This is a genomic window from Salinivibrio sp. VGrn1 (assembly GCF_009377995.1).
GTDB lineage: Bacteria > Pseudomonadota > Gammaproteobacteria > Enterobacterales > Vibrionaceae > Salinivibrio > Salinivibrio siamensis.
Genome location: NZ_SATA01000001.1, coordinates 552,375 through 576,999, shown reverse-complemented (window position 1 = coordinate 576,999; position 24,625 = coordinate 552,375). Strand labels below are relative to the sequence as shown.

Below are 24,625 nucleotides of genomic sequence, written 5' to 3'. Positions count from 1 at the left end.
AACGGCCGTTGCGGCTCGTTCGAAACATTAAGTAATAACTATGATTCAGGATGAAATAAACGGACAGCACTTACCTTTGCAGCAGGCATTGATTGAATCGGCCTGCGCCGCGTTTGCTTCAGAACAGGATGTGATTGCGGCAGTATTAGTCGGCTCTTTCGCCGCGGGCAAAGGCGATCGCGTGTCCGATGCGGATATTATCGTGTTTACACAGCACGGCTTTCATCGCTCGGCAGCGTCATGTTTTGCGCGCTTTGAGGCCGGGAAAGACATTTTCTATTGCTTGTCCGGTGATCACAATGAACAGGCGATGTTTAAAAAATATATTTTCACGGATCTAACCAGTGCCGAAATCCATTGCTTAGACGTGAGCGAGCCATTTCAGCTCTCAACGCCCTTTGTCGTTTTGTTTGATAAGGCAGGAATCATTCCAGCGCGAGTGACGGATGAGCCAGCCCCTAAGCACGAGAATTTTCCCGTCTATACCAGCGGTGATGAAGGGCTGATTTGGGAGCTGTTTGATTGCATCAAATGGCTGAGCCGAGGACAATACGATTTAGCCAAAAGCTACTTGAAAAGGCTTGTTGAGCAACTGTAGCTGGGCGAGTACCTATGTCACAGGGCGGGGCGTCGTTTCTCACTCAAGACATTTGGCTTTGCCGTTGTTCTATTGGCTTAACGTTGGTTTGTTGTTGTAGCCACGCTATTAGCTGCTCTTCCGGCATGGGCTTGGCGTAATAAAAGCCTTGGGCAATGTTAACGCCTAACTTTTTCAAATAACTGGCTTGATCCGCGGTTTCGACACCTTCGGCAACGGTTTGTAGTTTGAATGTTTTGGCCAGCCAAATAATGCTTTCAGTGATAGCGATATCATTTTCGCTGGTTAAGATGCTGTTGATGAATGAGCGATCGATTTTAAGCGTAGAAATTGGCAACGTGTGCAGGTAACTCAACGAGGAGTAGCCCGTACCAAAGTCGTCGACAGCAATACTGAGGCCACGCTTACGTAGTTGGCTGAGTTTCTCAAGGTTCTTTGATTTAGAATGAAAGAACACGCCTTCTGTGATTTCTAGCTCTAAGTTGGGAGGAGGGATGTGATTCTTCTTTAAAATATCATCAATAAAGCTAACAAAGTCATCCTCTTCCACATCGCATGCCGTCACATTAACCGCCACGCGCTCAATGCATAATGCCTGCTCTTGCCAGCGTGCCATGGTTTCACATGCCTGAATGATCACCCATCTGTCAATTTGTGTAATGAGCCCCGTTTTCTCTGCTATTGGAATAAAGTCACCCGGTGAGACGAGGTTACCATTCGGTAACCGCCATCGCACCAAGGCCTCGACACTGATTACTTTACCCGTTGCAAAGTCTATTTGCGGTTGGTACCAAAGCTCAAATTGCTGTTTGGTGATGGCTTGTCGCAGCAATGTCTCGGTCCGAATATAGCGCAGCGCATCCTGTTGAAGTCGCTTTGAATAGAAGTGAGGGGTGTTGGGGGCCTTAGTGTTGATTGCGTTAATAGCTGCATCCAGTATACGGCGAGTATTGACAGCATCATCGGGGTAATGACTCACGCCGATGGCGATATCAAGATGAATCAGGTCATGCTCAATGCTAACAGGGACACTAATGGCACTGATCAGTTGTTGGCAGACAGATAAAGTGTGATTCAAGCTGTTTTGGCCGGGTGGGTTAACCAAGCACCAAGTATCCGTCGTGAGGCGAAAGAGCTTATCGTTATCGGTAATCGCGCTGACGGCTCGTTGAGAGCATATCACCGCCGCTTGATCGAGCCCGGAATGGCCGAATGACTTAAAAACCTGATCGAGATTAATGGAAAAAACAATCACGTAAACAGGTTGATTTACTACTGACGCCGAGAGGATGGTGTCGGTGACGTGCTCTATACACCGCTGCTCGTTGGGGAGACCGGTCACCCTGTCATGGGTAGCAAGATAATAAAGCTTATCGCGTTGGCTAATGGCTAAAAAACGTGCTCTAAGTAGCATCACCACGCGTTCCATAAACTCTACTTTATCAACGGGCATGGTAATAAATTCATCCACCAGTGCCAGGTAAGGGCGAAGTTTGTGTTTGAGGTCGCGCTTAGAGAGCATGAGCATCACGGGCAAAAGTGTGGGCTCGCATCGGGTCTTTTTGTCTTGCAATGCGTCTTTATACTGCTCGAGAGAGGGGATATCGATGATCGCAAGGTCAAACTCGATATTGTCTATATCACTTGGATTTTCATAAATTCGGAAGTCGCTGCTCAGTTGTTCGCGCAGTAGCGCCAAGTTGTTGGGGTTATGGATAGCCAATAAAACGTTGGCACCCTGAATACGCTGTAATCCATCGTCTTTGCGTTCTGCTTTTTGTTCTGGGTTTACCATTATTGGTAAGGTTCTAACCGTACTGGTCATCGTTACTCCTCACCCGTGAAACCAGCAACGAGCTGCATCAAGGCCTTTTTGGCGACGGGTTTTTGCATGATACTAACTGCGCCATATTGGGTGGCTTGGCTGGAACTTGTCAGCATATCCTGTGGTGAGAGAACAATAAACGCGGTGTTCATCTGTTGTAGCTTTTCGCATAGTCGCCACACGTTGGCGCCAAATCCGCTGGTGTCGACCAGGGCAAGCTTTTTACCGCCAATCGCCGCTGCAGCCTGCATATCGGCTTCGCTATTCAAAGGTCGACAATGATAACCCGCTTCTTCAAGAGAATCGGCCAACACTTTTCGGTTACCCGATGATTTTACGCACAAAAAAACCGTTAATGACGCCGCGTTTTTATTCGTCACCTCGCTTACCTCTTGTTCAAACAGCTACGGCTTGCACTTTATCGGGGCCGATCAGGTACTGATAAGGCTTGCGATCAAAATCACTCAATCGTTTCTTCATCACCGAAATCTGTGAATGCGTGGTATCGTCCGCATAGTAAGACAGGGAAATAATCGTATCCGACAAGTAGCTGATGCCTTTTTCAGAAATGCTGTCTTCGCCGTAAAGCGCAAATGTTTCGTTTACCAGGATCACCGAGACATTGATTCTCGATAAACCTTTTGCGAGGGCATGCAAACGGTTTTGAATCGATTCCTCGCGCAAGGTCAGTTTAAAACCGGCTGTGCTATCAAGCACCACCAGGCGAGTGTTATTTTGAACAACATCCTTGTACACCTTGGCTGCAAACTCATCGGCTAAATATTGCAAAGGCTCGATCTGTTCGATGGTTAAACATCCTGCCTCCGCTTGGTGTTGCAGTGTGATGTTGAGTTGTCGTGCCCGGTGCAGGTATGAGGAGATTTCTTCCTCGAATAGGTAGATATTTACGTGACCTAGACTATGGCTATATTGCTCGGCAATACAGCTGCTTAAGGTCGACTTTCCAATGCCAGATGGGCCGGTGATCATCGTTACTGTCCCCATCTCTAGTCCACCGCCAAGCAGATTGTCGATAGATGCAATGCCCGTCGAGATGGGTTCAAACCGTCCTGGTACCAGCTCTTCGTTAGGAGGAAGTGGCCGTGGGAACACTTCAACCCCGTGAGCGCCATTGCGCATCTGATGACAGCCCTTCAAAAAATCAGACCCTCGGAATTTTTCTACACAGAGTTCTTGCCCCATCGGGGTTTGACTCAGTGAGAGCACGCCATCGGATAAAAAGCGTAAGTCGTCATCGGGCGAGGAGTCACTGTGTTCTGACGTGAACAAAACGGTGGCGCCACGTTCGGTGAGATAATGGATAAACGACAGTACCTCTTTACGATACTGAAAAACATCCGCGGTGAGAAAGCGCAAGTGGGTAAAGGAGTCGACAAAGACTCGAGTCGGCTTGAGGGTTTCCACCGTTTCTACGATGGCCTTGGTGACAGGCTCATGCTCTACGTCGTTGGAGGCGAATATGTCATAGGACTCGTTCTCCTTAAAAAACGTTTCGTCTGGCGCCAAGCTAAGAAAGGTGATGTTCGCAACGTCAATGCCAATCGCTGTCGCGTTGGTTTTGAGCTGATCCTCTGCCTCTTGAAAGCCAATAAACAAACTCTCGCCTTCTCGTGACGCCGTAGAGAGAAACTGTAAGCCTGTGGTTGTTTTACCTAAACCTGGCCCACCTCTCACCAATACCGCCGTTGAGGGGAGGAGGCCGCCATTCAAGACTTGATCCAGTCCAGGAATCCCTGAGGAGACTCTCTCTTTCATGTTGCTTCCCCCTATTGTGTTTATTCGTATTAGACCTAGCCTACCCAAAAGCACCTATAAAGATGCTTTTTAGGCATTACCGTCTAAAAAGGTAGTAGAGGTAAGAGCCACTGTCATGGCGGCTGTAAGAAAAAGCAGCATTTACGCCTCAAAACGTCTAGAATGCAGTACGCTGTGCGTTTGCTGCCGCAACACCTGTGGTGCAATGGAGAATCATCATTAATAGGAACCCATTTTCGCGAACACTTCCGTATTTTGATTAGAAATCATGCACCAAGGTGGGGGTGTTGGCGCGAAATAGCTTGGTCAAAGCAGATTTATATTGCCAACCGAGTGTGAGCAATCGCCTCGCTAGGCAAAGGTTTTGGATGGTGGCGACTTCAATGCCGCGGTAGTGATGCGGATGCGCTTGAATATAGTCGATAAACGCCGTCAGTACCCCTTGGCCGCGAACGCTGGGGGCAAATTGTAGCGACACAATCGAGAATCGCTGACTACCGATCGGACAGTGAACCAGACAATAGCCGAGTGGGTGCTTGATCGCGGTGGAGAGCTCTGGAAAAGCGCGTGTCTGGTGACGTTGGGCTAATTGGTCATAGCCGTGGCATAGGTGGTTAAGCAGTTGCCGAGCGTTATCATCCATCGGTGTGCCTCTGGAGAGGTCGAAACGTAGCCACCATATTAAAGACTTTATTTTTTCGAAAAACAGAAAAGCGCAAGCCACGTATTTGCCTCTTTTACTCGCGTTTTAGAGAGATAAAAAGCAAGCTTGGCGATTAGGCTGTCATAAAAGTGATGGCTTTGTGACCAAGTTGGAGTCATCATCCATGAGGTTAAGGTAGGTTAAAGGTATACCATCAATACACCTGTTTGGAGGTGAATATGGCGTACCTAACCTTAACCCCAGAAACCTTGGATGATGCGCATATCTGCTGTGCGTTCTCGGATAAAAAGTGCCAAGCTAGCTATCAGGCGAAAAAGCAGTGGCTAAAGCAGGAGCATCAGCACGGATACCGTTTTCGCCGTTTGGATGAACGCGCCAAAGTCTTCATCGAATATGGCCCAGCAGAGACCGCTTGGCAGCCCATACAAGCGGATGGTTATCTGGCTCTGGGTTGCTTTTGGGTCTCTGGGAAATACAAAGGACATGGACACGGCAAGCAACTGTTAGCTGACGCCATTGAAGCGGCTAAGCAGCAAAATAAGCAAGGCCTAGTCGCCGTGGTCGGTAAAAAGAAATACCACTTTATGAGTGATACAAAATGGTTAAAAGGCCAAGGCTTCAACGTGGCGGATGAAGCCCCTAATGGCTTTGTGCTGTTGTATTATCCGTTGAATGACGCGGCTGAAATACCGCAGTTTCGGGCATCCGTTCATACCGCTAAGGTATCAACCGAAGGGTGTGTGGCGTATTACTCCCATCGTTGTCCTTATGCGGAATACCATGTGCTGAACTCGTTACAACAGAGCTGTGCGCAGCGCGGTATCCCGCTTGAAGTACATCATTTAGAGACATTGAGCCAAGCACAAGCATGTCCTTCACCGGCCACCATTTTCAGTTTGTATTATCAGGGCGAGTTTATCACCACTGATATCAGTGCCTGTATGGAGAGCCGCTTTGATAAGTTTATTCCTCATCATTAACCCAACACTTACATGGACGTAATAACAAACAATGAATATTGGTATTTATGTGTATGAGCACGCAGAGGTGCTTGATTTTGCTGGCCCCTTTGAGGTGTTTAGCACCGCAAAACGTTTGGGAGCGGACAGTTGGCAGGTTGGACTGATTGCTGAACAAGACTCACCTTTGCTGGCGCGCGGCGGCTTGCGTGTCGTGCCGGACTATCATCTCGTCAACCATCCCACACTGGATGTGCTGCTGGTTGTCGGCGGCGTTCACCATGAGCAAGTTACTAACCCGTCGGTGATCGATTGGGTGAAGCAACAAGATGCGATCACCCAATGTACGGCCTCTGTCTGTACGGGGGCGTTCATACTGGCAGAGGCCGGACTACTCGATGGTCGAAAAGTGATCACGCATTGGGAAGATATGGACGACCTCAGCCGTGCCTATCCGCCATTAAGCGTGGTACCAAGTAAGCGCTGGGTGAGGGATGGAAAATATCTCACCTCCGCGGGCATATCTGCAGGCATTGATATGAGTTTGCAGCTGGTGGCTGATCTGCACAGCGAGGATTTAGCCCAGCGCGTGGCCAAGCAAATGGATTATTCGATAAACGATCGATAGCAAAAGAGTCTATTGCCTTTTCCCTTGAGCAATATCTACATAAACGAGGCCAGTGCTCTAAGCTTGAAGCGAAAGGAATATAAATGCATCGCTGTGATGTTATTTGTTGATAACCGTTGAGGAGAGAATGAAACAGTTAACTATCCTTATTGGTCTCTTGCTTCTATTGACAGGGTGCCAGTCGATTGCGAACTCGGATGATAAATTGCCTTCACATTTCTTGGGGTTTTATTCGGAGTCTTCCCTTCGCGACTATGTGGCTCGCCCAACAAATATTCCTGCTGACTATGCTGGTTTTCTCCCTTTAAAAACCGGTCGTGATGCGTTGTTAGCTCGCTTAGCAATGATAGAGTCGGCATCTCAATCCTTGGATGTTCAGTACTATATTTTTCACAGTGACGAAACGAGTCAGCTGATTATATGGCGACTTTATGAGGCGGCAGAGCGCGGTGTAAGAGTTCGAGTATTGCTTGACGATATGCAAAGTCGTGACGATAGCAGTTTGGCCTACCTTGACGCGCATCCGAATATTGAAGTGAGACTTTTTAATCCACATCAGTATCGTATCTCGCGTGTGCTTTCATGGTTAACCGATGGAAAGCGGTTAAATCGGCGCATGCATAACAAGTCTCTCTCTGCTGATGGTGTTTTTTCGATTGTCGGTGGGCGTAACATCGGCAACGAGTACTTTTCTTATCAATCATCGGTGGAGTTCAGCGACTTTGACCTTATGCTTTATGGCGATGTGGTGTCTCAAACGCAAAAGCAATTCGATGATTACTGGAACAGTGATTATGCTCACCCGATGTCAGACATCTTGCGCAGTGACAGGTCACCGAGTCGTGAGGATATAGAACAGTGGCGAAAAGAAGCCAATATTGAGAACCAATTTACACGCGAAAACTATAATTTTCACTCGCTGGCACTCTATGAGTCGTTAAAAAATCATCAACTGCCGATGAGGTGGGGGCCAATTAGGCTGATGTACGATCAACCGGAAAAAATCACGTTGAATGAAAGTGATATGACCACGGGAATCGTTGAGCTACTTCAAGGTGTAGAAAGCGATATGGTTCTGGTGTCACCTTACTTCGTGCCGACAGATACGGGAACGCAAGCGTTGATCAATGCGGTTAAACAAGGCAAAGACATTACGATTTTAACCAACTCCTTAGCGTCTAATGATGTTTTTGCGGTGCATGGCTGGTATGCCAAGTATCGCCATGCGTTGGTTAAAGGTGGCGTGCATCTTTGGGAAATGAAAAGCCAGCCGTTTATCAAACAAAAATCGCAATGGAGCGTCACAGGGAGTAGCCGCGCAAGCTTGCATGCCAAGTTAATGCTTCTAGACCTCCAGAAACTCTTTGTCGGATCGATGAACCTCGATCCGCGCTCTGCGGACTTAAACACGGAAATGGGTGTGGTGGTAACGCATCCTGATTATGTCAGGCAAGCATTAAGAGAGCTTCGCACAGGGCTTATGGTGAGTGCTTATGAGCTGAGACTCGAGGACGAAGATTTGATCTGGATTAACCATCAAACCGGAGAGCGCTTCCATAGTGATCCTGATGTTGGAAAGATGCGATCAATGGGCGCTTGGCTGAGTGGCTGGTTGCCGATTGAAGGTTGGTTATAGTTGAACCTAAAGGGTTCCAATGTAAAGTGGATTCATCCGCCCGCCTTGATGTAAGGCGGGCGGCTTTTTACTAGCGAGTTACCGTGTCAGGAAGACGAACACGGAACAATATGGCATAAAATAAAGGCACCACGACCAGTGTCAAAATGGTGGCGAATAAGAGACCAAACATAATGGTCACCGCCATACTTTTGAAGAAGGGATCAATCAATAATGGGGCGACCCCGAGAATCGTAGTCAGGGCTCCGAGCAGCACAGGGCGGGCTCGACTTAATGCCGCTTCAATGATCGCTTCGTAGGGCGCTTTACCATTCTGTCGCTCTAAATCGGCTTGATCGACGAGCACGATGGCATTTTTAACCATCATCCCAATCAAACTTAAGAAGCCGAGTATTGCCATAAACTCAAACGGTGTTTGAAAGACAATCAGCCCGACTGTGACGCCGATGATCGCCAACGGCGCTGTCATCCAAATCACCAGAGGCTGGCGCAATGCGTTAAACATAAACACCACGGCGAGAATCATGGCGGCAAACCCGTAAGGCGCAGACACCGCAAGCCCCTCATTGGCATCGTTAGAGGCCTTATATTCACCGTACCAGGTCAGGTTGTAACCCGCCGGTAACTCAATGGCTTCGATTTTGCTGCGAAGCGTGTCAAATGCGTCAGCGGTGAGCACACCAGGGGCAGGGTCTGCTTGCACAAGAATGGTTGGCATACGGTCAATCCGACGCAACAATGCATCTTGATACTCCACATCAATCGAGGTGATGAGCTGGCTGACAGGCACATATTCTCCAGCTTGGCGGCTATACACCTCGGTGTTTTCGATGGCGCGGATCTGTTGGCGTTCGCTTTCTGGCGCACGCACGACGATAGGAATTAAATCATTCCCCTCTCGATAAACGCCGACGCGTTGTCCCGTCAATGTTTGCGCAATGGCCTCACTGATCTCTTGTACGGTTAGCCCGTAACGTTGCGCTTGTGTTGTCGCATACTGGGGACGTAAAACGGGCACTTGCTGGCGCCAGTCATCTTGGACTGCGATTAAATCCGCATCATTCAGCATAATGGCTTTTGCTTGTTCTGCTAACTGGCGTAATACGGCACTGTCAGGACCACTAAATCCGGCTTCAATTTTTTTACCGCCACCACGGCCCAACATAAATTTCCACACCTTGATGGATGCGTCTGGATATTTACTATCAAGCTCAGTTTGAAGCTCGCTGAGTAGCGGGGCAATCTTGGTGTAGTCATCAATATCAATCAGCAGTTGTCCATAACTCGGGTTGCGGGGCTCCGGCGAGTAGGTCAGCATAAACCGGAGTCCGCCACCGCCAATAAAGCTGGTGATATTGGTTACGCCGGGTTTGGCTTGGACATCTTGCTCAATACTCGCAACAACCGATTCTGTCCGCCGAATGTCTGAGCCTTGCGGAAGATAGACATCTACCACAAATTGCGGGCGTTGTGACTCTGGCATGAAGCCAGGGGGAATAAACTGAGTTCCCCACAGGGCGAGGGCTAAGGTTCCGACTAAAATCCCACTGGTCAGGGCGCGATGCGCGAGGACCCAAGCGAGCAGCGCTTTGTAAGCGGTTACAATGCGTCCGGGTGCTTGCGAGGGAGCAACAGGCTTGGTTTTCAGGAAGTCGTGACAGAGTAGTGGCGTGATTGTAACCGCAAATAGCCAGCTGAGTAACATTGAATACAAGATAACCCAGAACAGAGAGCCGGCGTATTCTCCCATATCAGACGGGGATAGGCCGATTGCGCTAAACGCGAATATGCCCACAACCGTGCCACCGAGAAGTGGCCACTTCGTGCTATTAACGACGTCTGACACAATGGCTCTCTTGTCAGTTTCTGTGTCTTGTTGCAATCGGACGAGGACACCATCGGTCACGACAATGGCATTATCAACCAGCATGCCTAACGCAATAATCAGCGCCCCGAGTGAGATGCGTTGCATGGCAATATCGTCGATATACATAATGCAGAGCGTACCGGCAACCGTTAACAACAGGACAAAACCGATAATGATGCCGGAGCGGATCCCCATAAACAGCAAAAGCACGATAAAAACGATCGCGACAGCGGCGATTAGATTATCGATAAAATTGGCGACGGAATCACGTACTGAGTCTGATTGCATCGAAATGGTATGCAGCTCCATCCCTAGGGGGCGCTGGCTATCTAACTCCGCTAAGCGGGCTTTAACCGCATCTCCCATCTCGACAACATTACCACCGCTGACGTTTGAAATACCAAAACCAATGGCACGCTGACCGTTATAGCGCATTAGCATGGACGGTGGCGTTTGATAGCCACGCGTAATCGTTGCAATATCACCGAGTGTTAATACGGTATTATTGTCACCCACGGACACTTGCACGTTTTTAAGATCTTGGACGGAATCAATATCTGCGCGAGGGATCACCGGCACTCGCATGTCTTGGGCGTCGATGTTTCCGGCAACGGTAACCAGATTTTGCTTTTGCAGTGTTTGGAAAACGTTTTGAGCGGATACACCAAATTTCGATAGGCTATCGCCCGCTATCTCGATAAAGATGGTTTCATCTTTGTCTGCTAAGGTCGCCGTTTTCGCAACGCCAGGAACGAGCACGAGATTCCGTTTTAAGGTGTCGACATAATCTTGAAGTTGTTTATCACTAAAGCCTTCGCCAGTGACGGCAAAAAATAATGAGTAGACGTCAGAAAAGTCGTCATTAACGATGGACGAGCCGGCTCCGGGCGGAAGTTGACGTTGAGCATCCACAACTTTGCGGCGCATTTTGTCCCAGACTTGTTGCAACTCTGCGGCGGTCTTTGAGAAAGAAAGCTTAATGTCGACGGTGACTTCGGAGCGTCCTTGAAGCGAGACAGACTTGACCTGCTTCAGTTCCTGCATCGATTGAACCGCGCCCTCGATGACGTCTGTCACCTCATCGGACACTTCTTGCGCGGTAGCGCCAGGGTAGGGGGTAATAATGACCGCTTGGCGAATAACAAATTCTGGGTCCTCAAACCGCCCTAATTTCAGGTAGCTGATATAACCGCCCAGCAAAACAAGCGCAATGAGTACCCAAACAATGAAGCGCTTAGCGATCGTATAGCGTGCAATATCCATTATAACGCTCCGTGATTCTCTTCCGTATAAGGACGGACTTCCATGCCTGGTTTCACACTGGATACACCTGCAATAATGACTTTTTCGCCCACAGATAGATTACCAGTGACCACGATGCGACTTTTATTTAGTTCACCTATATTGATGGCGCGTTTCTCGGTGATGTTGTCTTTGTTTACCACCCAAACGAACTGTCCTCCCTGATTATCAGGCACCACTGCAGTAAGCGGTAATGTGATTAATGGGTTTGCATCCTTACTACTGGTTGGTATTGCAGGCATCACTTTTAGTGACATGCCTGGCAGAATGCGCTCACCCTTCAAATCGGTAAAAGATAAGACCACTGGGTACGTTTGTGACACAGGGTCAGGCTCGGAGGCGAACGTCTTTAACACCAAAGGGAATTGTTTATTGGGAATAGCTGAAAGAATGCCAATGGCGCGGGTGCGCTGATCACCAGAAATTACCACGCGGTGTGGCACGTGAATTTCCGCTTCTAAGTTATCGATATTTTGAACGGTGAGGACAGGCTCATTCGCTTGCAGCTGGCTGAAATTGTCGACATGTTGTCGCGCGACGATGCCATCAAACGGTGAGCGCAGCTGCGTATTCGCTAGGGCGCGCTTTGCTTCGTCGACACGGTTTTGCGCGAGGTCACGCCGTGATTTGATTTTCTCGAGATCCGCTTGGGAGATGGCTTGGCTCTTCTCAAAAATCGCTTTGGCGCGCTTGTACTCGATATTGGCATCGTTAAGCTCGATGTTTGCGGAATCGAGCGCGGTTTGCGCATCCTCCTGATCTAATGAGGCAAGCAGCTGTCCTTGAGTGATAGCGTCTCCTTCTTCCACTTGAAGCGAGGTTAAACGTCCACCGACCTCAAAAGCAAGTTCTGCTCGCTCTGATGCTCTGACGATACCATTAAAACTAAGGTTTGCACTTGACTGCGCTTGTGTGATTTCGACGAGTGCTGGACGCGGCGCAGTTTTTGTGTCTTGCTGTTGCGGCGCTTCACTACACGCAGTAAGTGAATTGAGCATAGCGACACAGGCCGCCACGGTGAGGACGTTTCGCAGGGTAAACCCAAGCTTTGAATCTAGCATGACGCAGGGACTCCTCGAAGGTAATTGACTGGTTGTAGTGGAATGAAACAGCATCAGCGCCGCTATGTCAGTGTAAGTTATATTTATCAAAAACGTACGTTATTTATGTGATGAAAGTCACGAAAGAATGACGGCTCGTTTGAATCACTGAGCCGTCATGATTGTTAGAGAGGTGGCTCAATCTGACCGAGCCTCTGGCGCTGTCGAGACCCAATTCAGATGGACGTCTTGTTGCGGGAATGGAATCGAGATGCCTTCTTCATCAAAGCGCAATTTGACCGTTTTGGTGACATCCCAGTAGACGTCCCAATAATCATCGGTTTTCACCCATGGTCGGACAATAAAATCTACCGAGGAGGTATTCAGAACATGTACTTTGATCATGGGCTCCGGTGTACGAAGTACCGCAGGATGTGACTGGACAATCTCGGTGAGCACGGCTTCTGCTTTAAGAAGGTCATCTTTATAGCCGATACCAAACACCATATCCACCCGCCGAATCCGCTCTCGAGTGACGTTTTTAATCACATCGCCCCAAATTTTGCTGTTCGGCACAATGATAATTTGATTATCAAATGTGCGAATCGTGGTATTCACCAAGCTCATATTGCCTACTTTGCCATCCACGCCACCGGCGTAGACAAAATCACCCACATCGAAAGGGCGGTAGATCAGTAGCATCATCCCTGCAGCAAAGTTTGATAGTGTATCTTGCAGCGCAAAACCGATAATGACCCCAGCGATACCAAAGCCAGTGAGTACCGGAGTAAGATTTACCCCGATCTGGGAGAGACCGATCAAGATCCCAATTACCCACACAGCTTTTCCGGACATCGAGACGAAAAAGTCTTGCATCAACTGCGAAAACTTAAAGTTCTTGTTGGCGACAGTCGATTTCACCACGGAGCGCGTGAGTCTCGCGAGCAGTTTTGCCACCAACAAAATCAGCACAAAAATGATGAGCTGGAAAACCAACTGTGGTGCATTGTCTTCTGCCCAGTTCAGGGCATTTTCGGACCAATGGGAGAGGATCGAATACGCGACATCCACATCCAGAATATCTTGAGTGATGTTGCCGGTAACGCCAAAGAGTTGGCGTTTGTATTCTGCCGTTTCGATCCCTAATTCATCAGCGATTTGATAGGTGCGCTTTAGGCTATCGGTGGCGATCGTGAGGCGTTGTTGGGTGTTCAACTGCGTCAGCTGTAACCCGGGCTTTTCGGAATCAGGACTCGATTTAATTTGCTTTTCTTGCGCCGTGTATTGCTGACGCAGATAGTCGATAGATGCCGAAAGAAGTCGTAAACGCTGGTTAAGACGTTGCTCTAAGGTGTTTCGCGCTTCACGTGCGGGCTGCTCGAGCTGCTCAAGCCAGCGTATGTTTTCCCAGCTGGCCTCAAAGGTGGTGCTTAAATAATGTTGCAGTTCTGCATACTCATTAATCAATGGTAAGCGTTGTTCTTGGCTGGCTTGAGTGATTTGCTCATTGAGGCTATTGAGACGGGTTGTGATGTATTGATACGCATCTTGGGTATACCGCCGCTGCGCTGTGACTAGTTGAATCAACTGCGGGTTATCTAAGCTTTGCTGATTGATGGCGTCGGCGAGCAGCTCTCTTAGCTCTTCATTTTTGGTAAATAGCTGCAATTGGATTGCATCTTTGTCATCGCCTTTTGCCTGTTCAAGGCTTTCTACAAGGGTCTGAATATATTGTTTGGTGCGCGCTATTTGATGCGCTAATGAGGTGGTGTCGCTCGATGTGACATTTGGTTCGGTGGGCGCCGGCGCTTGGTCGGCATGGGCCAACGGAAGAAACAGAAGGGTGGTCACCAGTACTAACATGACTGTATTCATGCGTTGACGGTGATGCGACAAAGTTTTCATCCAATTCACGTTTGTTTCCTCTTGCCTGTTGGCGATAGTGATGGGCATCGATGGCGGCAATCCAATGCCCAACCGAGCCTTGCCCCTGAGCTTTAATAGCGTAGCGAGTTTAGCCTTAACTGCCTATACCGTCGCCCATTTTTGTGACGCACTGGTTTTTATGATGTGTTAGCTTATTGCTTGTGGATCGCGTGTGTCGGTGTCTGCCAACGGGCAATGAGAACGACGGTTTAGTGAACCAGGTGAGGCTGCTTTTTACTACGATCTCGATATGCGCAATGCTAGTCAGTATGTGTATGATGAATCACGCTGATGTCAGTCATCGACGGGCGCTAGCGGCTCATGATTAATGGCAGTCATGGGATTGAATTGAAAGGAATAGGAGCATGTTCCCAGCCACATGGCGCTCTAAGCGTTTGTGTTTTAGTCCGTTTGAATATAGCGATGCAAAGCGTGTCAAAGCGATGTTTGAGCAAAATCAGCATCTGCAATATCAAGATCCCACGTTTAAACCTTGGTCGTTATCCACCTACCAATCATTGATTGCCGACAGTGCGGAGAAAAAAGCGCCTGATGTGGAAGAGGCGTTTTATCTTCGTCGTATTCAGACCCATGATGGTAAAGATATCGGCTATCTACAAATCTCGCTCAATGCGCCCGATTTACAGAGTGTTTGGCTACCCATGCTCACTATTTCTCCAAGATATCAAAAACATGGCTATGGCAGCGAAGCGGTTGCGAGCGTGATTGAAACCGTGCAAGCTTATGGGGACTATCGACGCATGGGGGTGAATGTTTATGCCGAAAACATTCGCGCGTTTCGATTCTGGTATCAGCAAGGGTTTTGTCGTATTACCCATTTTGAACCCGAGCAAGACGAGGGGCGTGATTATCACTGTGTGGTGCTCTATCGAGACCTTATGTCGTGAACAGCGCATGTCTTTTTCGGGAATCGACAAGATTACGTCGCTTGAGCCATGTTATGGAAGGAATTAGGTAAACGAATGATGAACAAAAAAACAGTCAATCTAGTGCGATTAAAACGCGCCGCGATGGGGGTCGCGCTTGCACTAGGTGTAATGAGCTTGGTGCCTGGCCAGGTGTACGCTGCTGACACCACACACGCTGAAGTGCAGCGCGAATCAGGTCTGTATCTACAAGACTTTGATCGTTCGGTTCGCCCGCAAGATAACTTGTTTCGTCACGTCAATGGCACTTGGTACGATCAAACCCAAATCCCCAGCGATATGTCCAGCTATGGTGCGTTCCGTATCTTGGCTGAAGAAAATGAAAAGCGTCTAAAAAGCATCATTGATGAGCTGGTGGCGCGTGATGATCTCAAGCCTGGCTCCAACGAGCAAAAGCTACGTGATTTTTATCTTAGCTATATGGACCAAGATAAAATTGATGCCTTGGGGGTGACGCCAATAAAACCTGAACTCGATCGTATTGCGGCGACTTCCTCGAAGCCTGCGCTGATTTACGCGATGGCCGATTTGCGACAAGTTGGCGTTGGGATCCCGTTTAGTTTTTATGCGTGGGCCGATGCGAAAAATCCGGACTATAACGCCCTGTATCTGAGCCAAAGCGGGTTGGGGTTGCCGGATAGAGACTATTATTTCCGCGACACCGAGGATGCTGAGCGTATTCGCACCGCTTATAAACGCTATCTCGAAGACATGCTGCGCCTAGCGGGTTACGATCAGGCCAAGCAACGCGCTGCCCGTATTTATCAGTTAGAAAAAACGCTGGCAGAACACCACTGGACACGCGCTAAACGCCGTGACGCGCAAGCAACCTATAACAAAATGCCCATTGAGGCGCTCAACCAGTTGATGGGCGGGTTTGATTATGCACGTTTTGCCAAACGCGCGGGTATCGACAAAGCCGGTGAGGTTGTGGTGCGCATGCCATCTTATTTTGAGGCGTTAGGGCAGGTGTTTGAGCAAACCAGCCTGCAAGCGTGGCAAGATTATCTCACCATTCGTACCCTCAATGCCTTTGCACCGCGCCTTAACCATGAGCTGGTTGAACGTCAATTTGCGTTCTACTCCAAAACCCTCAATGGTATTCCTGAACAGCGTGACCGCTGGAAGCGGGGAGTACAAGCCACCGAAGGGGTGTTGGGTGAAGCGCTCGGCCAAGAATATGTCGCGCGCTACTTTCCACCGCAAGCCAAAGCGCGTATGGAAACCATGATTGATAACCTGCGTGCTGCGTTTAAAGACTCGATTGAATCATTATCGTGGATGAGTGATGAAACCAAAGCGAAAGCGTTGGATAAGCTGAGTAAATTCACGCCCAAAATCGGCTACCCAGAGCAATGGGAAGATTACAGCGCGCTGACCATCAACGCCGATGACTTGATTGGCAATAGCAAACGTGCCGCACGCTGGGGCTATCAAGATATGCTGTCGCGGATTGGTGCGCCGGTTGATCGCAAAGAGTGGGGCATGACCCCGCAAACGGTCAACGCCTATTATAGCCCAACCGCCAACGAGATTGTGTTCCCCGCCGGGATCTTACAACCGCCGTTTTTTGATATGAATGCGGATGACGCCGTGAACTATGGCGGTATCGGTGCAGTGATTGGTCATGAAATGGGACACGGTTTTGATGATCAGGGCTCGCGTTATGATGGGGATGGTAACCTTGCAAATTGGTGGACAGATGAGGATCGCGCGCGCTTTGATGCTCGCACCCAAAAGCTGGCTGAGCAATTTAGCCAGTTTGAGCCTTTGCCGGGCTTGTTCATTGACGGCAAAGTGTCCTTGGGTGAGAACATTGGTGATTTAGTCGGTTTGACTACCGCCTTCCGCGCCTATCAAAAATCGTTGCACGGTGAACGGTCTCCTGTGATGGACGGGTATAACGGCGAGCAGCGATTCTTCCTCAGCTGGGGGCAGATATGGAAAATGAAAATGCGTGAAGATGCGCTGCGTGAGCGCGTGTCACTGGGCCCGCATGCGCCACCAAAGTATCGAGTGCTTGGTGCACCGCGTAATGTGCCTGCGTTCTATGAAGCCTTTGATATTAAAGAAGGGGATGGCATGTATTTACCCGAAGATCAGCGGGTGAATATCTGGTAGTCTCTGATGCCGCCTCCAAGGCGGCATTTTTATAGAATTTAGTACTGTCCGTCGCGCCAATCGATGCAAGGAGGCCCAAGTGCTAAGCACGCCAAGGACGAGATTAGTTTTACTTCCCCCAGAAAAAGCCGACCTGATGGCGCAATTTTATCAGCGAAATCGTGCTCACCTTTCCCCATGGGAGCCCATACGTCCTGCCGCATTTTACCGCGAAGACTATTGGCAGCGCGCGCTGCAAGAGGCGAAAGACTTGTTTCAACAGCAGCAAGCCTTCAAGTTTGTGATTTTGCATCATGAACGGGACGATGTGATAGGGGTGTGCAATTTCACCAACGTGATTCACGGCGCCTTTCAAGCGTGTCTGTTAGGTTATGCCGCTGACAAGCATTATCAAGGCCAGGGCTATATGCACGAAGCCATCCAAGCAGGCATCCGTTTTGTGTTTGAGCAGGTTGGGTTGCACCGTGTGATGGCCAACTATATTCCCGGTAATACGCGCAGTGAGCGGCTACTTACCAAGCTGGGGTTTGAGCGCGAAGGCTATGCTCGCCGTTACCTCAAAATCAACGGCCGTTGGCAAGACCATGTGCTAACTGCGAAACGTAATTCTTTGCTTGAATAGCAAGACAATGAGTAATTCGCGTGAACTGGCTTCAAAAAAATACACCCTTAATAATAAGTTTTTGAACAAACAAAAAAATTCTTACAAAATGTGCCGGTTTTTTGGCAGGGGTGTTCAACGATGACCACACCTGGTTATGTTGTTGTGAGTTTGAGGATAAAAGATGAGTAAGTTTACCGAGTATAAAGTCGTTCATATTGTTGAAGGTGGCTGCGGCACCTTGCTACTGGGCTCAAGTGGATTACCGTTGCAACGCTTAGAAGCAGAGCTAAACCAGTATGCACAAGACGGCTGGCAGGTTGTTTTTCAAGTGATTGAAAAGAAACGTTATATGCTATTCTGGCAACGTGAAGCGGTGATTGTGACTTTGGGTCGCTAATGCTCAAGTATTTGTCGCTCTCTTTGATCCACCGCTATCAAGCAAAAGGTGGATCAAAGAAACTGTTTAATATTGAGTGTAACTTCGAGCCGACGTGCTCGGAGTATACACGCCAAGCCATCGAAAAATACGGCGCAATCCGTGGCTGGCAACTTGGTTTGGCGCGCATTCGCCGCTGCAATAACCCCAATGCGCTAGAAAAAATTTACGATGAGGTGCCTTAATGCGTTTTACCCAACCAATAGAAGCGCTAGAAGCACAAGAGGTCGAACTTAAGCAACAGGTAAATGGCTTAACTCAAAGCCAGAAAAAACGCTTTTTTGCCGAGCAATCAAGACAGCTTAAAGATCCCGATACTTACGCGGCGCTTAATTGGGGATTCTTAGGGGGGATACATCATCTTTACTTGCGAAAGTATGGGTTGTTTGTCGTAGAATGTACGCTGTTGGTCATCGCCATTATCGGCTTAGTACTGAATCAGCCTTATTTTGGTTTGATTTTGGCGGGTTTAGTGCTATTTGAATTACCACAGCTGTTTTTTGCCCAGAAGATTGCCAGGCAGTACAACTACCATGTATCACGTGAAATATTTGAAGACATCCGCCGCGGTGGTTAACCCATGAAGCGTCGTCGGATCCGTAAACGTCATCAGCACCAGTTCTTTTTATGCCAGAAGACATACCGACGCGCCTTGATTGACTTGATTGAGGCAGATCCTGTTAGGATGCGTGCACTTCGCTGTGTTCAAGCCTTAAACCTCCCTCAGTGTTATATTGCCGCTGGATTTATCCGTAATTTGGTGTGGGATGCGCTTCACAAGTACTCGTCGAGTACACTTAACGATATTGATGTTGTCTTCTACGATCATGAAGATACCAGTACAGAACGCGAACAATATTTAGAGCAGCTACTGCAAAAGACCATGCCAGAAATGACTTGGCAGGTACGTAACCAGGCGCGAATGCACGAGAAACACCAAGATCCTCCATATGCAAGTACACTGGATGCGATGCGCTTTTGGCCAGAGAAAGAAACCGCGATTGCTGTTCGCCTTGATATGAACCAACGCTGCGAAGTCATCGCTGCCTTTGGGGTTCAATCTTTGTTTGAATTGAAGCTTAGCCATAATCCTGCCCGCCCATGGCAAGTGTTTCAGCAGCGGCTTGATGATAAACAATGGTTAACGCATTGGCCCAAACTTACAGTCACCACTCAGTGTTCTGTGGCTGCGAAGCCAATAGAGCACGAGTAAGCGCCAATAGGGTGCGCATGGGCACAGATTGTCCCTACTACACAGGGCATAATATGCCGTGTGTTGAACAGTATGGATAGCTAAGCCAATGAAATACCGCATGGATGCGAGCCCGAGTGACGACGATATCGCTGCCATTCAACAGCAGCTACAGCAAAGCAACGCCCCTTTTTTGACTGGCCTTCCTGAAGGCTCTCTTGCTGGCTATGCTTACAATGATAACGATGAACGCATCGGCGGGGTTGTGGCGAATACATGGGGGCAATGGCTATTGATTAAATACCTTTGGGTCGATGACGCCTTCCGTCATCGCCACGTGGGGAGCCATTTATTGAGTAATTTGGAAGAGTACGCCAAGGAGATGGGTTGTAAAATGGCGTTCGTTGATACCTTAAGCTTTCAAGCCAAACCTTTCTATGAAAAGCATGGCTATCAATGCCAGATGACATTGGATGACTACCCGTTGAATCACGCCTTACACTTTATGACCAAACTGCTTAGTTGATCAAAATCTATTCGCACAAAGGCTCTCCTTTCCAAGTTACATGGCGTGTCCGTCCACACGTCAAGAAAGTTGATATTGCTAGTGTGCAGCGCTGGTGCCACGCGAATGTATTTGATGAGCATCATGCCCACGGTGTAAGGAATCTCGTGATCAACCCTGCACTGCTGTCAGGCCGATAATCAGGAGGAATCATGGTATCGACTTCCGAGACGTCACTTCGTTTACGTCGTATGCGACCAGCGGACACAGATGTCGTGCTTGATATCTGGTTAAACGCGTCATTAACCGCGCATGACTTTATCAGCGAGGACTTTTGGTACCAACAGCGCGAGGCGATGCGATCAGCCTATTTACCGATGGCGGAAGTATGGGTCGCTGAGCGAGAAGGGCTTATTGAGGGTTTTTATGCGCTTCATGACCATACATTAGCGGCGATTTTTGTGTCACCTAACAAGCAGGGACAAGGTGTGGGCAGCCAGTTGTTGATGCATGCTAAGCAACAAAAAACCGTCATTGATTTGACCGTTTACCAGAAAAACAAAGCTAGTTATGCCTTTTATCAGCATCATGGATTTGTGGTCGACCGCGAGCAAACCGATCCCCATACGGGTGAACGAGAGTGGCGAATGGTTTACCAAAGTTAGTTGCCGTTTATATCATGTAAAAATCCCGCTTCGGTGAAAACCAAGCGGGATTTTTTGTTTTTATAAATTATATCAATACTATAGTGTCCTTTCCGACGATATTTAATGGTCGTACCAAAAGAAGAGTCGCTAGAGGGTATTTGACTTTATAGTGCAAAAATTGCTAGTTTGGTACTACCAAATCAAAGGGGTAACCATGACGACATCCACCAGTAGCCTGTTTCACCCGGTCCAAATGGGCCGAGCGAGTGAAGATGTAGCATTGCAAATCGAGTCGGCGATTTTGTCTGAGGCGTTAAAGCCGGGGGATAAATTGCCCAGTGAGCGTGAACTGCAGCAACAATTTGGTACTGGCCGTGGTGTGGTGCGAGAAGCCATTCAGTCACTCAAGCAAAAAGGCTTGATTGAAATCCGTAAAGGCCAAAAAGGTGGTGCGGTAGTACGTCAGGTTGATGTGCATAACATTAGTGAATCACTGGCGCTTTTTCTCAAGCAAAGCCATGTACAAGCAGACAAGGTGGCGGAGTTTCGTGAAACCGTTGATCAAAGCCTGGTGTTGCTCGCCATTAGCCGTGGTACCGACTCGCAAAAACAACAGCTCAGTGAAAGCGTCACAGAGCTTGCGGCACTCGCCGCTGAAAAGACCCCGGATTTGGATCGCTTAGGAGAGCTCGATCGCGCACTGAACCTGCTGATTGCTGCGATGTCAGGCAACCCGATTTTTGAATGGGTGATGCATGCTATTCAGCAAGGGTTTAGTTCGCACGATTACGCCCTTTATCAGGCGGCAAAATATCGTCGCCAAACCGTGGAAAACTGGCAACAGACCGTTAACCACATTATCGCTGCCGAGCCGTTTAAGGCGCAGGCAACGATTAGCCACCATTATCGGTTGCTACAACAATGCATTGATGAACAAACATCAAGCTAATTATAAAAATTTCAAAAAGGAAACCTCTACACAATCATACCCATTACCTGTGTTGCGACTGTTCCGGGCTAATGCCCTGCACACGGGAAGGAAAAAATTTGGAGGTTTTATGGGACAGCAACAAAATTACGACTATATCATTGTCGGTGCAGGCTCGGCAGGCTGTGTTCTGGCGAACCGTCTAAGTGCTAACCCAGATAACAACGTATTGCTACTCGAGGCAGGGCGGCCAGACTATCGGTTGGATTTTCGCATCCACATGCCTGCCGCATTAACTTATTTGCTTACCGATAGCACATACAACTGGCTGTATGAATCTGAGCCCGAGCCAAATATGCACAATCGTCGTATTGCACAGCCTCGCGGTAAAGTGCTCGGTGGTAGTAGTAGCATTAATGGCATGATTTATATTCGCGGCAACGCGTTGGATTATGAAAAGTGGGCCAACGAACATGGACTTAAAACGTGGGATTATGCCCATTGTTTACCGTATTTCCGTAAATGCGAAACACGTTTGGCCGGTCAAAATGATTATCACGGTAATAATGGCCCGCTGGCCATCACCACCGCGAACTGTGATAACCCTTTGTTCAGTGCTTTTTTTGATGCGACGCAGCAAGCGGGTTATCCGTTGACGGACGATGTGAACGGTTACCAGCAAGAAGGCTTTGGTATTTTCGATCAAAATATCTATCGAGGTCGTCGCCACAGCGCGGCTCGGGCGTACTTACACCCGGTGATGAACCGTAAGAACCTTACAGTGATCACTGGCGCGACAACAGACAAAGTGCTGTTCGAAAACAAAACCGCGATTGGCGTGGAATACCGTAAATGGGGACGGACGAAAACCGCGTATGGCGCCGAAATCATCAGCTGTGGTGGTGCAATCAACTCACCGAAGCTATTGCAGCTTTCAGGCATTGGCGATGAGACCATGTTGAAGAATTTGGGTGTTAAGCCTGTTCATCATTTGCCTGGGGTGGGAGAGAACTTGCAAGACCATCTTGAACTCTACGTGCAGTATGAATGTAAAGAACCGGTCAGCATGTATCCCGCGCTTAAGTTCCACAATCAACCGAAAATTGGTTTTGATTGGCTATTCCGTCGTAAAGGCGCGGCGGCCACCAACCACTTTGAAGCGGGTGGCTTTGTGCGAGGTAATGATGAGGTGGCATATCCGAACTTGCAGTTCCACTTTTTGCCACTGGCGATCCGTTATGATGGCTCGGCACCGAACAAAGGACATGGTTTCCAGTTGCATGTCGGGCCAATGAATACCGATGTGCGTGGCCATGTTAAAATTCGCAGCACGAACCCGGATGAGAAGCCAGAGATCTTCTTTAACTATCTCTCCACGCCACAAGAGCGCAAAGAGTGGGTGGAAGCGATACGCGTGTCGCGAGATATTATCGCCCAGCCGGCCTTTGATCATCTACGTGGCAAAGAACTCTCGCCCGGGAGCGCGGCGCAAACAGATCAGGAGATCCTCGATTTTGTGGCACGCGAAGGGGAAAGTGCTTATCACCCAAGCTGTACCTGTAAAATGGGCTTGGCGAGCGACGACATGGCGGTGGTCGATGAGTCACTCAAGGTACATGGCGTCAATAACCTGCGTGTGGTCGATGCCTCCGTGTTCCCCGCGATCACCAATGGCAACTTGTACGCGCCGACGATTATGGTGGCGGAAAAAGCAGCGGACATGATCATGGGGCACACGCTTTCACCAGCGAAAGATGCGGAATACTACCGCTATCTGTCTGACCATACTCCGGCACCGGAAAAAGACGCGGCGCTTGTCTAACTGCCCGTGTACGCGTTAACGACAAGAGCCAGTCTTGTGCTGGCTCTTTATTGTTTTTGTTTGTCTAGCTGATGTTTAGCAGCACTATAGCTGGCAACGCAATAAGGCACTAAATAGTTGAGCAGTGCGTGACCTATACGCAAGTCTGCCTCGCCCCAAATAGCCTCGCCCTGATTAATAACATTGAGTACAGTGCCGACCACTAATGCGATTTTGAGTGCATTAATGGCTACGCTGGGTTGAATTAACGTACTAAAGAGCCGTTTCATTTAACGGCACCCTCAGCACGTTCAAGCAGCGCCTGCGTGGGGATGGTGGAAACCGTCTGTTGGATAACGCGTTTAATCAGGCCCGTATCAGGTCTTCGTCGTTGTTGTGAGGCAGGAAGCTGGACACCGGTGGGCTCTAGATTGTATGTGTTGTCTGTGATGACCAGTTTTGCTTGCTGTAAGCAAAGTGGGCAATGCAGAAGTTGCCCTGGCGCATCATCACGATAACGAGTGATCGTCGGGCCGCATGTCGGGCAGTGATGCAGGGGGATCCCTTCATCGGTATGCGCAATAATGGCGTCAAATTCGCCCGCTTTGGCTAGGTTAACAAACCGCTGACCGAGAGATGCGTCAAACTGACTGCCAAGGTTTTCTTCAACAATACCAATGGCTTTTTGTTTGGGCATGGCTTGTCGGTAGGGCCGGTTACTGGTCATAGCATCAAAGGCATCACAAATCGCGATAAGCTTGGCCTCTGCAGGAATGGCATCACCGGATAATTTGTTGGGATATCCTCGGCCATCGACACGCTCGTGGTGCAACCCGACGGCGTTGCGCACGATTGGCCCTAATGGATGGCCCTCCAAAATATATAGCCCCTCATTGGGGTGACTTTGAATGATGGCAAACTCGTCATCGGTCAGTTTATCCGTTTTCTTTAAGATGGCATCAGGCACACTGACTTTACCTAAATCATGCAAAAAGCCACCTAAGGTCACGATGGCGCGCTCTTCTTTCGACCACCTTTCTGCTTGTGCGACCGCTGATGCAAACTGAGAAACCCGCCAAAGATGGCCGCCTGTGTAGGGATCTTTTGCCTCAACGGTCCACGCCAGTGTTAATAGGCTTTGGAACAAGCGTTGTGTTTGAACGCTATCCACATCGGAACGAAACCACTTTGTTAACCATTGCATCGTTTTATCCTTTGTTGTG

Annotated in this window: 24 protein-coding genes and 1 pseudogene; 16 read left to right on the top strand and 9 right to left on the bottom strand. The window is 48.8% G+C overall.

The genetic code is table 11. From position 1 onward, the window contains the following. Positions 1-40 precede the first annotated feature (40 nt). Entirely contained in the window at positions 41-598 is a 558-nt protein-coding gene (locus EHW56_RS02515) for a nucleotidyltransferase domain-containing protein (RefSeq protein ID WP_152795603.1), read from the top strand. 43 nt (positions 599-641) lie between these two features. Here EHW56_RS02515 and EHW56_RS02510 read toward each other — a convergent pair whose 3' ends face one another. From EHW56_RS02510 to EHW56_RS02495, 4 genes are all read right to left on the bottom strand, one after another. Beyond that, the gene (locus EHW56_RS02510; protein WP_152795601.1) at positions 642-2,423 is read right to left on the bottom strand and encodes a bifunctional diguanylate cyclase/phosphodiesterase; all 1,782 of its coding nucleotides are present in this window, start codon (positions 2,421-2,423) and stop codon (positions 642-644) included. 2 nt (positions 2,424-2,425) lie between these two features. Further along, a complete protein-coding gene (locus EHW56_RS02505) occupies positions 2,426-2,803 on the bottom strand; it encodes a response regulator (RefSeq protein ID WP_152795599.1) in 378 nt (125 codons plus the stop codon). 16 nt (positions 2,804-2,819) lie between these two features. Then, the gene (locus tag EHW56_RS02500) at positions 2,820-4,199 is read right to left on the bottom strand and encodes an ATPase domain-containing protein (protein ID WP_152795597.1); all 1,380 of its coding nucleotides are present in this window, start codon (positions 4,197-4,199) and stop codon (positions 2,820-2,822) included. A gap of 259 nt (positions 4,200-4,458) precedes the next feature. Continuing rightward, positions 4,459-4,842 carry a hypothetical protein gene (locus tag EHW56_RS02495; protein WP_152795595.1) on the bottom strand — a complete coding sequence of 128 codons (384 nt, stop codon included), beginning with the start codon at positions 4,840-4,842 and terminating at the stop codon, positions 4,459-4,461. A gap of 239 nt (positions 4,843-5,081) precedes the next feature. Here EHW56_RS02495 and EHW56_RS02490 point away from each other — a divergent pair, with 239 nt between their 5' ends. The 3 genes from EHW56_RS02490 to EHW56_RS02480 all read left to right on the top strand — a co-directional run bounded on the left by EHW56_RS02490 (position 5,082) and on the right by EHW56_RS02480 (position 8,086). Further along, positions 5,082-5,843: an N-acetyltransferase gene (locus EHW56_RS02490; protein ID WP_152795593.1), complete on the top strand. Its 762-nt coding sequence runs from the start codon at positions 5,082-5,084 to the stop codon at positions 5,841-5,843. A 31-nt stretch (positions 5,844-5,874) separates the two neighbouring features. Then, entirely contained in the window at positions 5,875-6,450 is a 576-nt protein-coding gene (locus EHW56_RS02485; RefSeq protein ID WP_152795591.1) for a DJ-1/PfpI family protein, read from the top strand. Positions 6,451-6,577: 127 nt separating this feature from the next. Continuing rightward, positions 6,578-8,086 (top strand): phospholipase D family protein, encoded by a 1,509-nt coding sequence (locus EHW56_RS02480; protein WP_172969962.1) that lies wholly within the window; start codon positions 6,578-6,580, stop codon positions 8,084-8,086. 70 nt (positions 8,087-8,156) lie between these two features. On the opposite strand, the gene EHW56_RS02475 is transcribed toward EHW56_RS02480, so the two are convergent. The 3 genes from EHW56_RS02475 to EHW56_RS02465 form a co-directional block, all read right to left on the bottom strand. Beyond that, complete coding sequence (locus EHW56_RS02475; protein ID WP_152799185.1) at positions 8,157-11,216, bottom strand: efflux RND transporter permease subunit; 3,060 nt, start codon at positions 11,214-11,216, stop codon at positions 8,157-8,159. Further along, complete coding sequence (locus tag EHW56_RS02470) at positions 11,216-12,316, bottom strand: efflux RND transporter periplasmic adaptor subunit (protein ID WP_077521558.1); 1,101 nt, start codon at positions 12,314-12,316, stop codon at positions 11,216-11,218. The genes EHW56_RS02475 and EHW56_RS02470 overlap by 1 nt, the downstream gene beginning before the upstream one ends. A 177-nt stretch (positions 12,317-12,493) precedes the next feature. Continuing rightward, the gene (locus EHW56_RS02465) at positions 12,494-14,158 is read right to left on the bottom strand and encodes a mechanosensitive ion channel domain-containing protein (RefSeq protein ID WP_370517133.1); all 1,665 of its coding nucleotides are present in this window, start codon (positions 14,156-14,158) and stop codon (positions 12,494-12,496) included. A gap of 428 nt (positions 14,159-14,586) precedes the next feature. Between EHW56_RS02465 and EHW56_RS02460 the strand changes: the two genes are divergently transcribed. The 12 genes and pseudogenes from EHW56_RS02460 (at position 14,587) to betA (ending at position 23,423) form a co-directional block, all read left to right on the top strand. Continuing rightward, positions 14,587-15,129: a GNAT family N-acetyltransferase gene (locus tag EHW56_RS02460; RefSeq protein ID WP_077521556.1), complete on the top strand. Its 543-nt coding sequence runs from the start codon at positions 14,587-14,589 to the stop codon at positions 15,127-15,129. Between the two features lie 75 nt (positions 15,130-15,204). Continuing rightward, a complete protein-coding gene (locus tag EHW56_RS02455; RefSeq protein ID WP_216644438.1) occupies positions 15,205-17,289 on the top strand; it encodes a M13 family metallopeptidase in 2,085 nt (694 codons plus the stop codon). Between the two features lie 79 nt (positions 17,290-17,368). Next, a complete protein-coding gene (rimJ, locus tag EHW56_RS02450; protein ID WP_077639249.1) occupies positions 17,369-17,911 on the top strand; it encodes a ribosomal protein S5-alanine N-acetyltransferase in 543 nt (180 codons plus the stop codon). A 163-nt stretch (positions 17,912-18,074) separates the two neighbouring features. Next, positions 18,075-18,290 (top strand): DUF4177 domain-containing protein, encoded by a 216-nt coding sequence (locus EHW56_RS02445; RefSeq protein ID WP_021022754.1) that lies wholly within the window; start codon positions 18,075-18,077, stop codon positions 18,288-18,290. Further along, positions 18,290-18,514 carry a membrane protein insertion efficiency factor YidD gene (gene yidD / locus EHW56_RS02440; protein WP_077639248.1) on the top strand — a complete coding sequence of 75 codons (225 nt, stop codon included), beginning with the start codon at positions 18,290-18,292 and terminating at the stop codon, positions 18,512-18,514. Before EHW56_RS02445 ends, yidD begins: the two co-directional genes overlap by 1 nt. After that, complete coding sequence (locus EHW56_RS02435; RefSeq protein ID WP_046073042.1) at positions 18,514-18,906, top strand: hypothetical protein; 393 nt, start codon at positions 18,514-18,516, stop codon at positions 18,904-18,906. Before yidD ends, EHW56_RS02435 begins: the two co-directional genes overlap by 1 nt. Before the next feature lie 108 nt (positions 18,907-19,014). Further along, on the top strand, positions 19,015-19,542 hold the full coding sequence (locus tag EHW56_RS02430) for a nucleotidyltransferase family protein (RefSeq protein ID WP_227486471.1): 528 nt from the start codon (positions 19,015-19,017) through the stop codon (positions 19,540-19,542). Between the two features lie 88 nt (positions 19,543-19,630). Beyond that, the gene (locus tag EHW56_RS02425) at positions 19,631-20,047 is read left to right on the top strand and encodes a GNAT family N-acetyltransferase (RefSeq protein ID WP_152799179.1); all 417 of its coding nucleotides are present in this window, start codon (positions 19,631-19,633) and stop codon (positions 20,045-20,047) included. An 8-nt stretch (positions 20,048-20,055) separates the two neighbouring features. After that, positions 20,056-20,226: pseudogene (locus tag EHW56_RS15450) on the top strand (delta-class carbonic anhydrase); the annotation flags it as partial. Between the two features lie 12 nt (positions 20,227-20,238). Continuing rightward, positions 20,239-20,691, top strand: coding sequence for a GNAT family N-acetyltransferase (locus tag EHW56_RS02415; RefSeq protein WP_227486458.1), 453 nt, complete (start codon positions 20,239-20,241; stop codon positions 20,689-20,691). Positions 20,692-20,887: 196 nt separating this feature from the next. Beyond that, positions 20,888-21,622 carry a FadR/GntR family transcriptional regulator gene (locus EHW56_RS02410; RefSeq protein ID WP_152795579.1) on the top strand — a complete coding sequence of 245 codons (735 nt, stop codon included), beginning with the start codon at positions 20,888-20,890 and terminating at the stop codon, positions 21,620-21,622. Between the two features lie 109 nt (positions 21,623-21,731). Further along, the gene (gene betA / locus EHW56_RS02405) at positions 21,732-23,423 is read left to right on the top strand and encodes a choline dehydrogenase (RefSeq protein ID WP_152799176.1); all 1,692 of its coding nucleotides are present in this window, start codon (positions 21,732-21,734) and stop codon (positions 23,421-23,423) included. Between the two features lie 47 nt (positions 23,424-23,470). On the opposite strand, the gene nrtS is transcribed toward betA, so the two are convergent. Then, the gene (gene nrtS / locus EHW56_RS02400; RefSeq protein ID WP_152795577.1) at positions 23,471-23,692 is read right to left on the bottom strand and encodes a nitrate/nitrite transporter NrtS; all 222 of its coding nucleotides are present in this window, start codon (positions 23,690-23,692) and stop codon (positions 23,471-23,473) included. Then, positions 23,689-24,606: an HD-GYP domain-containing protein gene (locus EHW56_RS02395; RefSeq protein ID WP_152799173.1), complete on the bottom strand. Its 918-nt coding sequence runs from the start codon at positions 24,604-24,606 to the stop codon at positions 23,689-23,691. Before EHW56_RS02395 ends, nrtS begins: the two co-directional genes overlap by 4 nt. Positions 24,607-24,625: the final 19 nt, after the last annotated feature.

Coding starts and splice junctions, on each gene's coding strand:
- EHW56_RS02515 (WP_152795603.1), top strand. CDS start 41: ATGATTCAGGATGAAATAAACGGACAGCACTTACCTTTGCAGCAGGCA.
- EHW56_RS02510 (WP_152795601.1), bottom strand. CDS start 2,423: ATGACCAGTACGGTTAGAACCTTACCAATAATGGTAAACCCAGAACAA.
- EHW56_RS02500 (WP_152795597.1), bottom strand. CDS start 4,199: ATGAAAGAGAGAGTCTCCTCAGGGATTCCTGGACTGGATCAAGTCTTG.
- EHW56_RS02495 (WP_152795595.1), bottom strand. CDS start 4,842: ATGGATGATAACGCTCGGCAACTGCTTAACCACCTATGCCACGGCTAT.
- EHW56_RS02490 (WP_152795593.1), top strand. CDS start 5,082: ATGGCGTACCTAACCTTAACCCCAGAAACCTTGGATGATGCGCATATC.
- EHW56_RS02485 (WP_152795591.1), top strand. CDS start 5,875: ATGAATATTGGTATTTATGTGTATGAGCACGCAGAGGTGCTTGATTTT.
- EHW56_RS02480 (WP_172969962.1), top strand. CDS start 6,578: ATGAAACAGTTAACTATCCTTATTGGTCTCTTGCTTCTATTGACAGGG.
- EHW56_RS02475 (WP_152799185.1), bottom strand. CDS start 11,216: ATGGATATTGCACGCTATACGATCGCTAAGCGCTTCATTGTTTGGGTA.
- EHW56_RS02470 (WP_077521558.1), bottom strand. CDS start 12,316: ATGCTAGATTCAAAGCTTGGGTTTACCCTGCGAAACGTCCTCACCGTG.
- EHW56_RS02465 (WP_370517133.1), bottom strand. CDS start 14,158: ATGTTAGTACTGGTGACCACCCTTCTGTTTCTTCCGTTGGCCCATGCC.
- EHW56_RS02460 (WP_077521556.1), top strand. CDS start 14,587: ATGTTCCCAGCCACATGGCGCTCTAAGCGTTTGTGTTTTAGTCCGTTT.
- EHW56_RS02455 (WP_216644438.1), top strand. CDS start 15,205: ATGATGAACAAAAAAACAGTCAATCTAGTGCGATTAAAACGCGCCGCG.
- EHW56_RS02445 (WP_021022754.1), top strand. CDS start 18,075: ATGAGTAAGTTTACCGAGTATAAAGTCGTTCATATTGTTGAAGGTGGC.
- yidD (WP_077639248.1), top strand. CDS start 18,290: ATGCTCAAGTATTTGTCGCTCTCTTTGATCCACCGCTATCAAGCAAAA.
- EHW56_RS02435 (WP_046073042.1), top strand. CDS start 18,514: ATGCGTTTTACCCAACCAATAGAAGCGCTAGAAGCACAAGAGGTCGAA.
- EHW56_RS02430 (WP_227486471.1), top strand. CDS start 19,015: ATGCGTGCACTTCGCTGTGTTCAAGCCTTAAACCTCCCTCAGTGTTAT.
- EHW56_RS02425 (WP_152799179.1), top strand. CDS start 19,631: ATGAAATACCGCATGGATGCGAGCCCGAGTGACGACGATATCGCTGCC.
- EHW56_RS02415 (WP_227486458.1), top strand. CDS start 20,239: ATGGTATCGACTTCCGAGACGTCACTTCGTTTACGTCGTATGCGACCA.
- EHW56_RS02410 (WP_152795579.1), top strand. CDS start 20,888: ATGACGACATCCACCAGTAGCCTGTTTCACCCGGTCCAAATGGGCCGA.
- betA (WP_152799176.1), top strand. CDS start 21,732: ATGGGACAGCAACAAAATTACGACTATATCATTGTCGGTGCAGGCTCG.
- nrtS (WP_152795577.1), bottom strand. CDS start 23,692: ATGAAACGGCTCTTTAGTACGTTAATTCAACCCAGCGTAGCCATTAAT.
- EHW56_RS02395 (WP_152799173.1), bottom strand. CDS start 24,606: ATGCAATGGTTAACAAAGTGGTTTCGTTCCGATGTGGATAGCGTTCAA.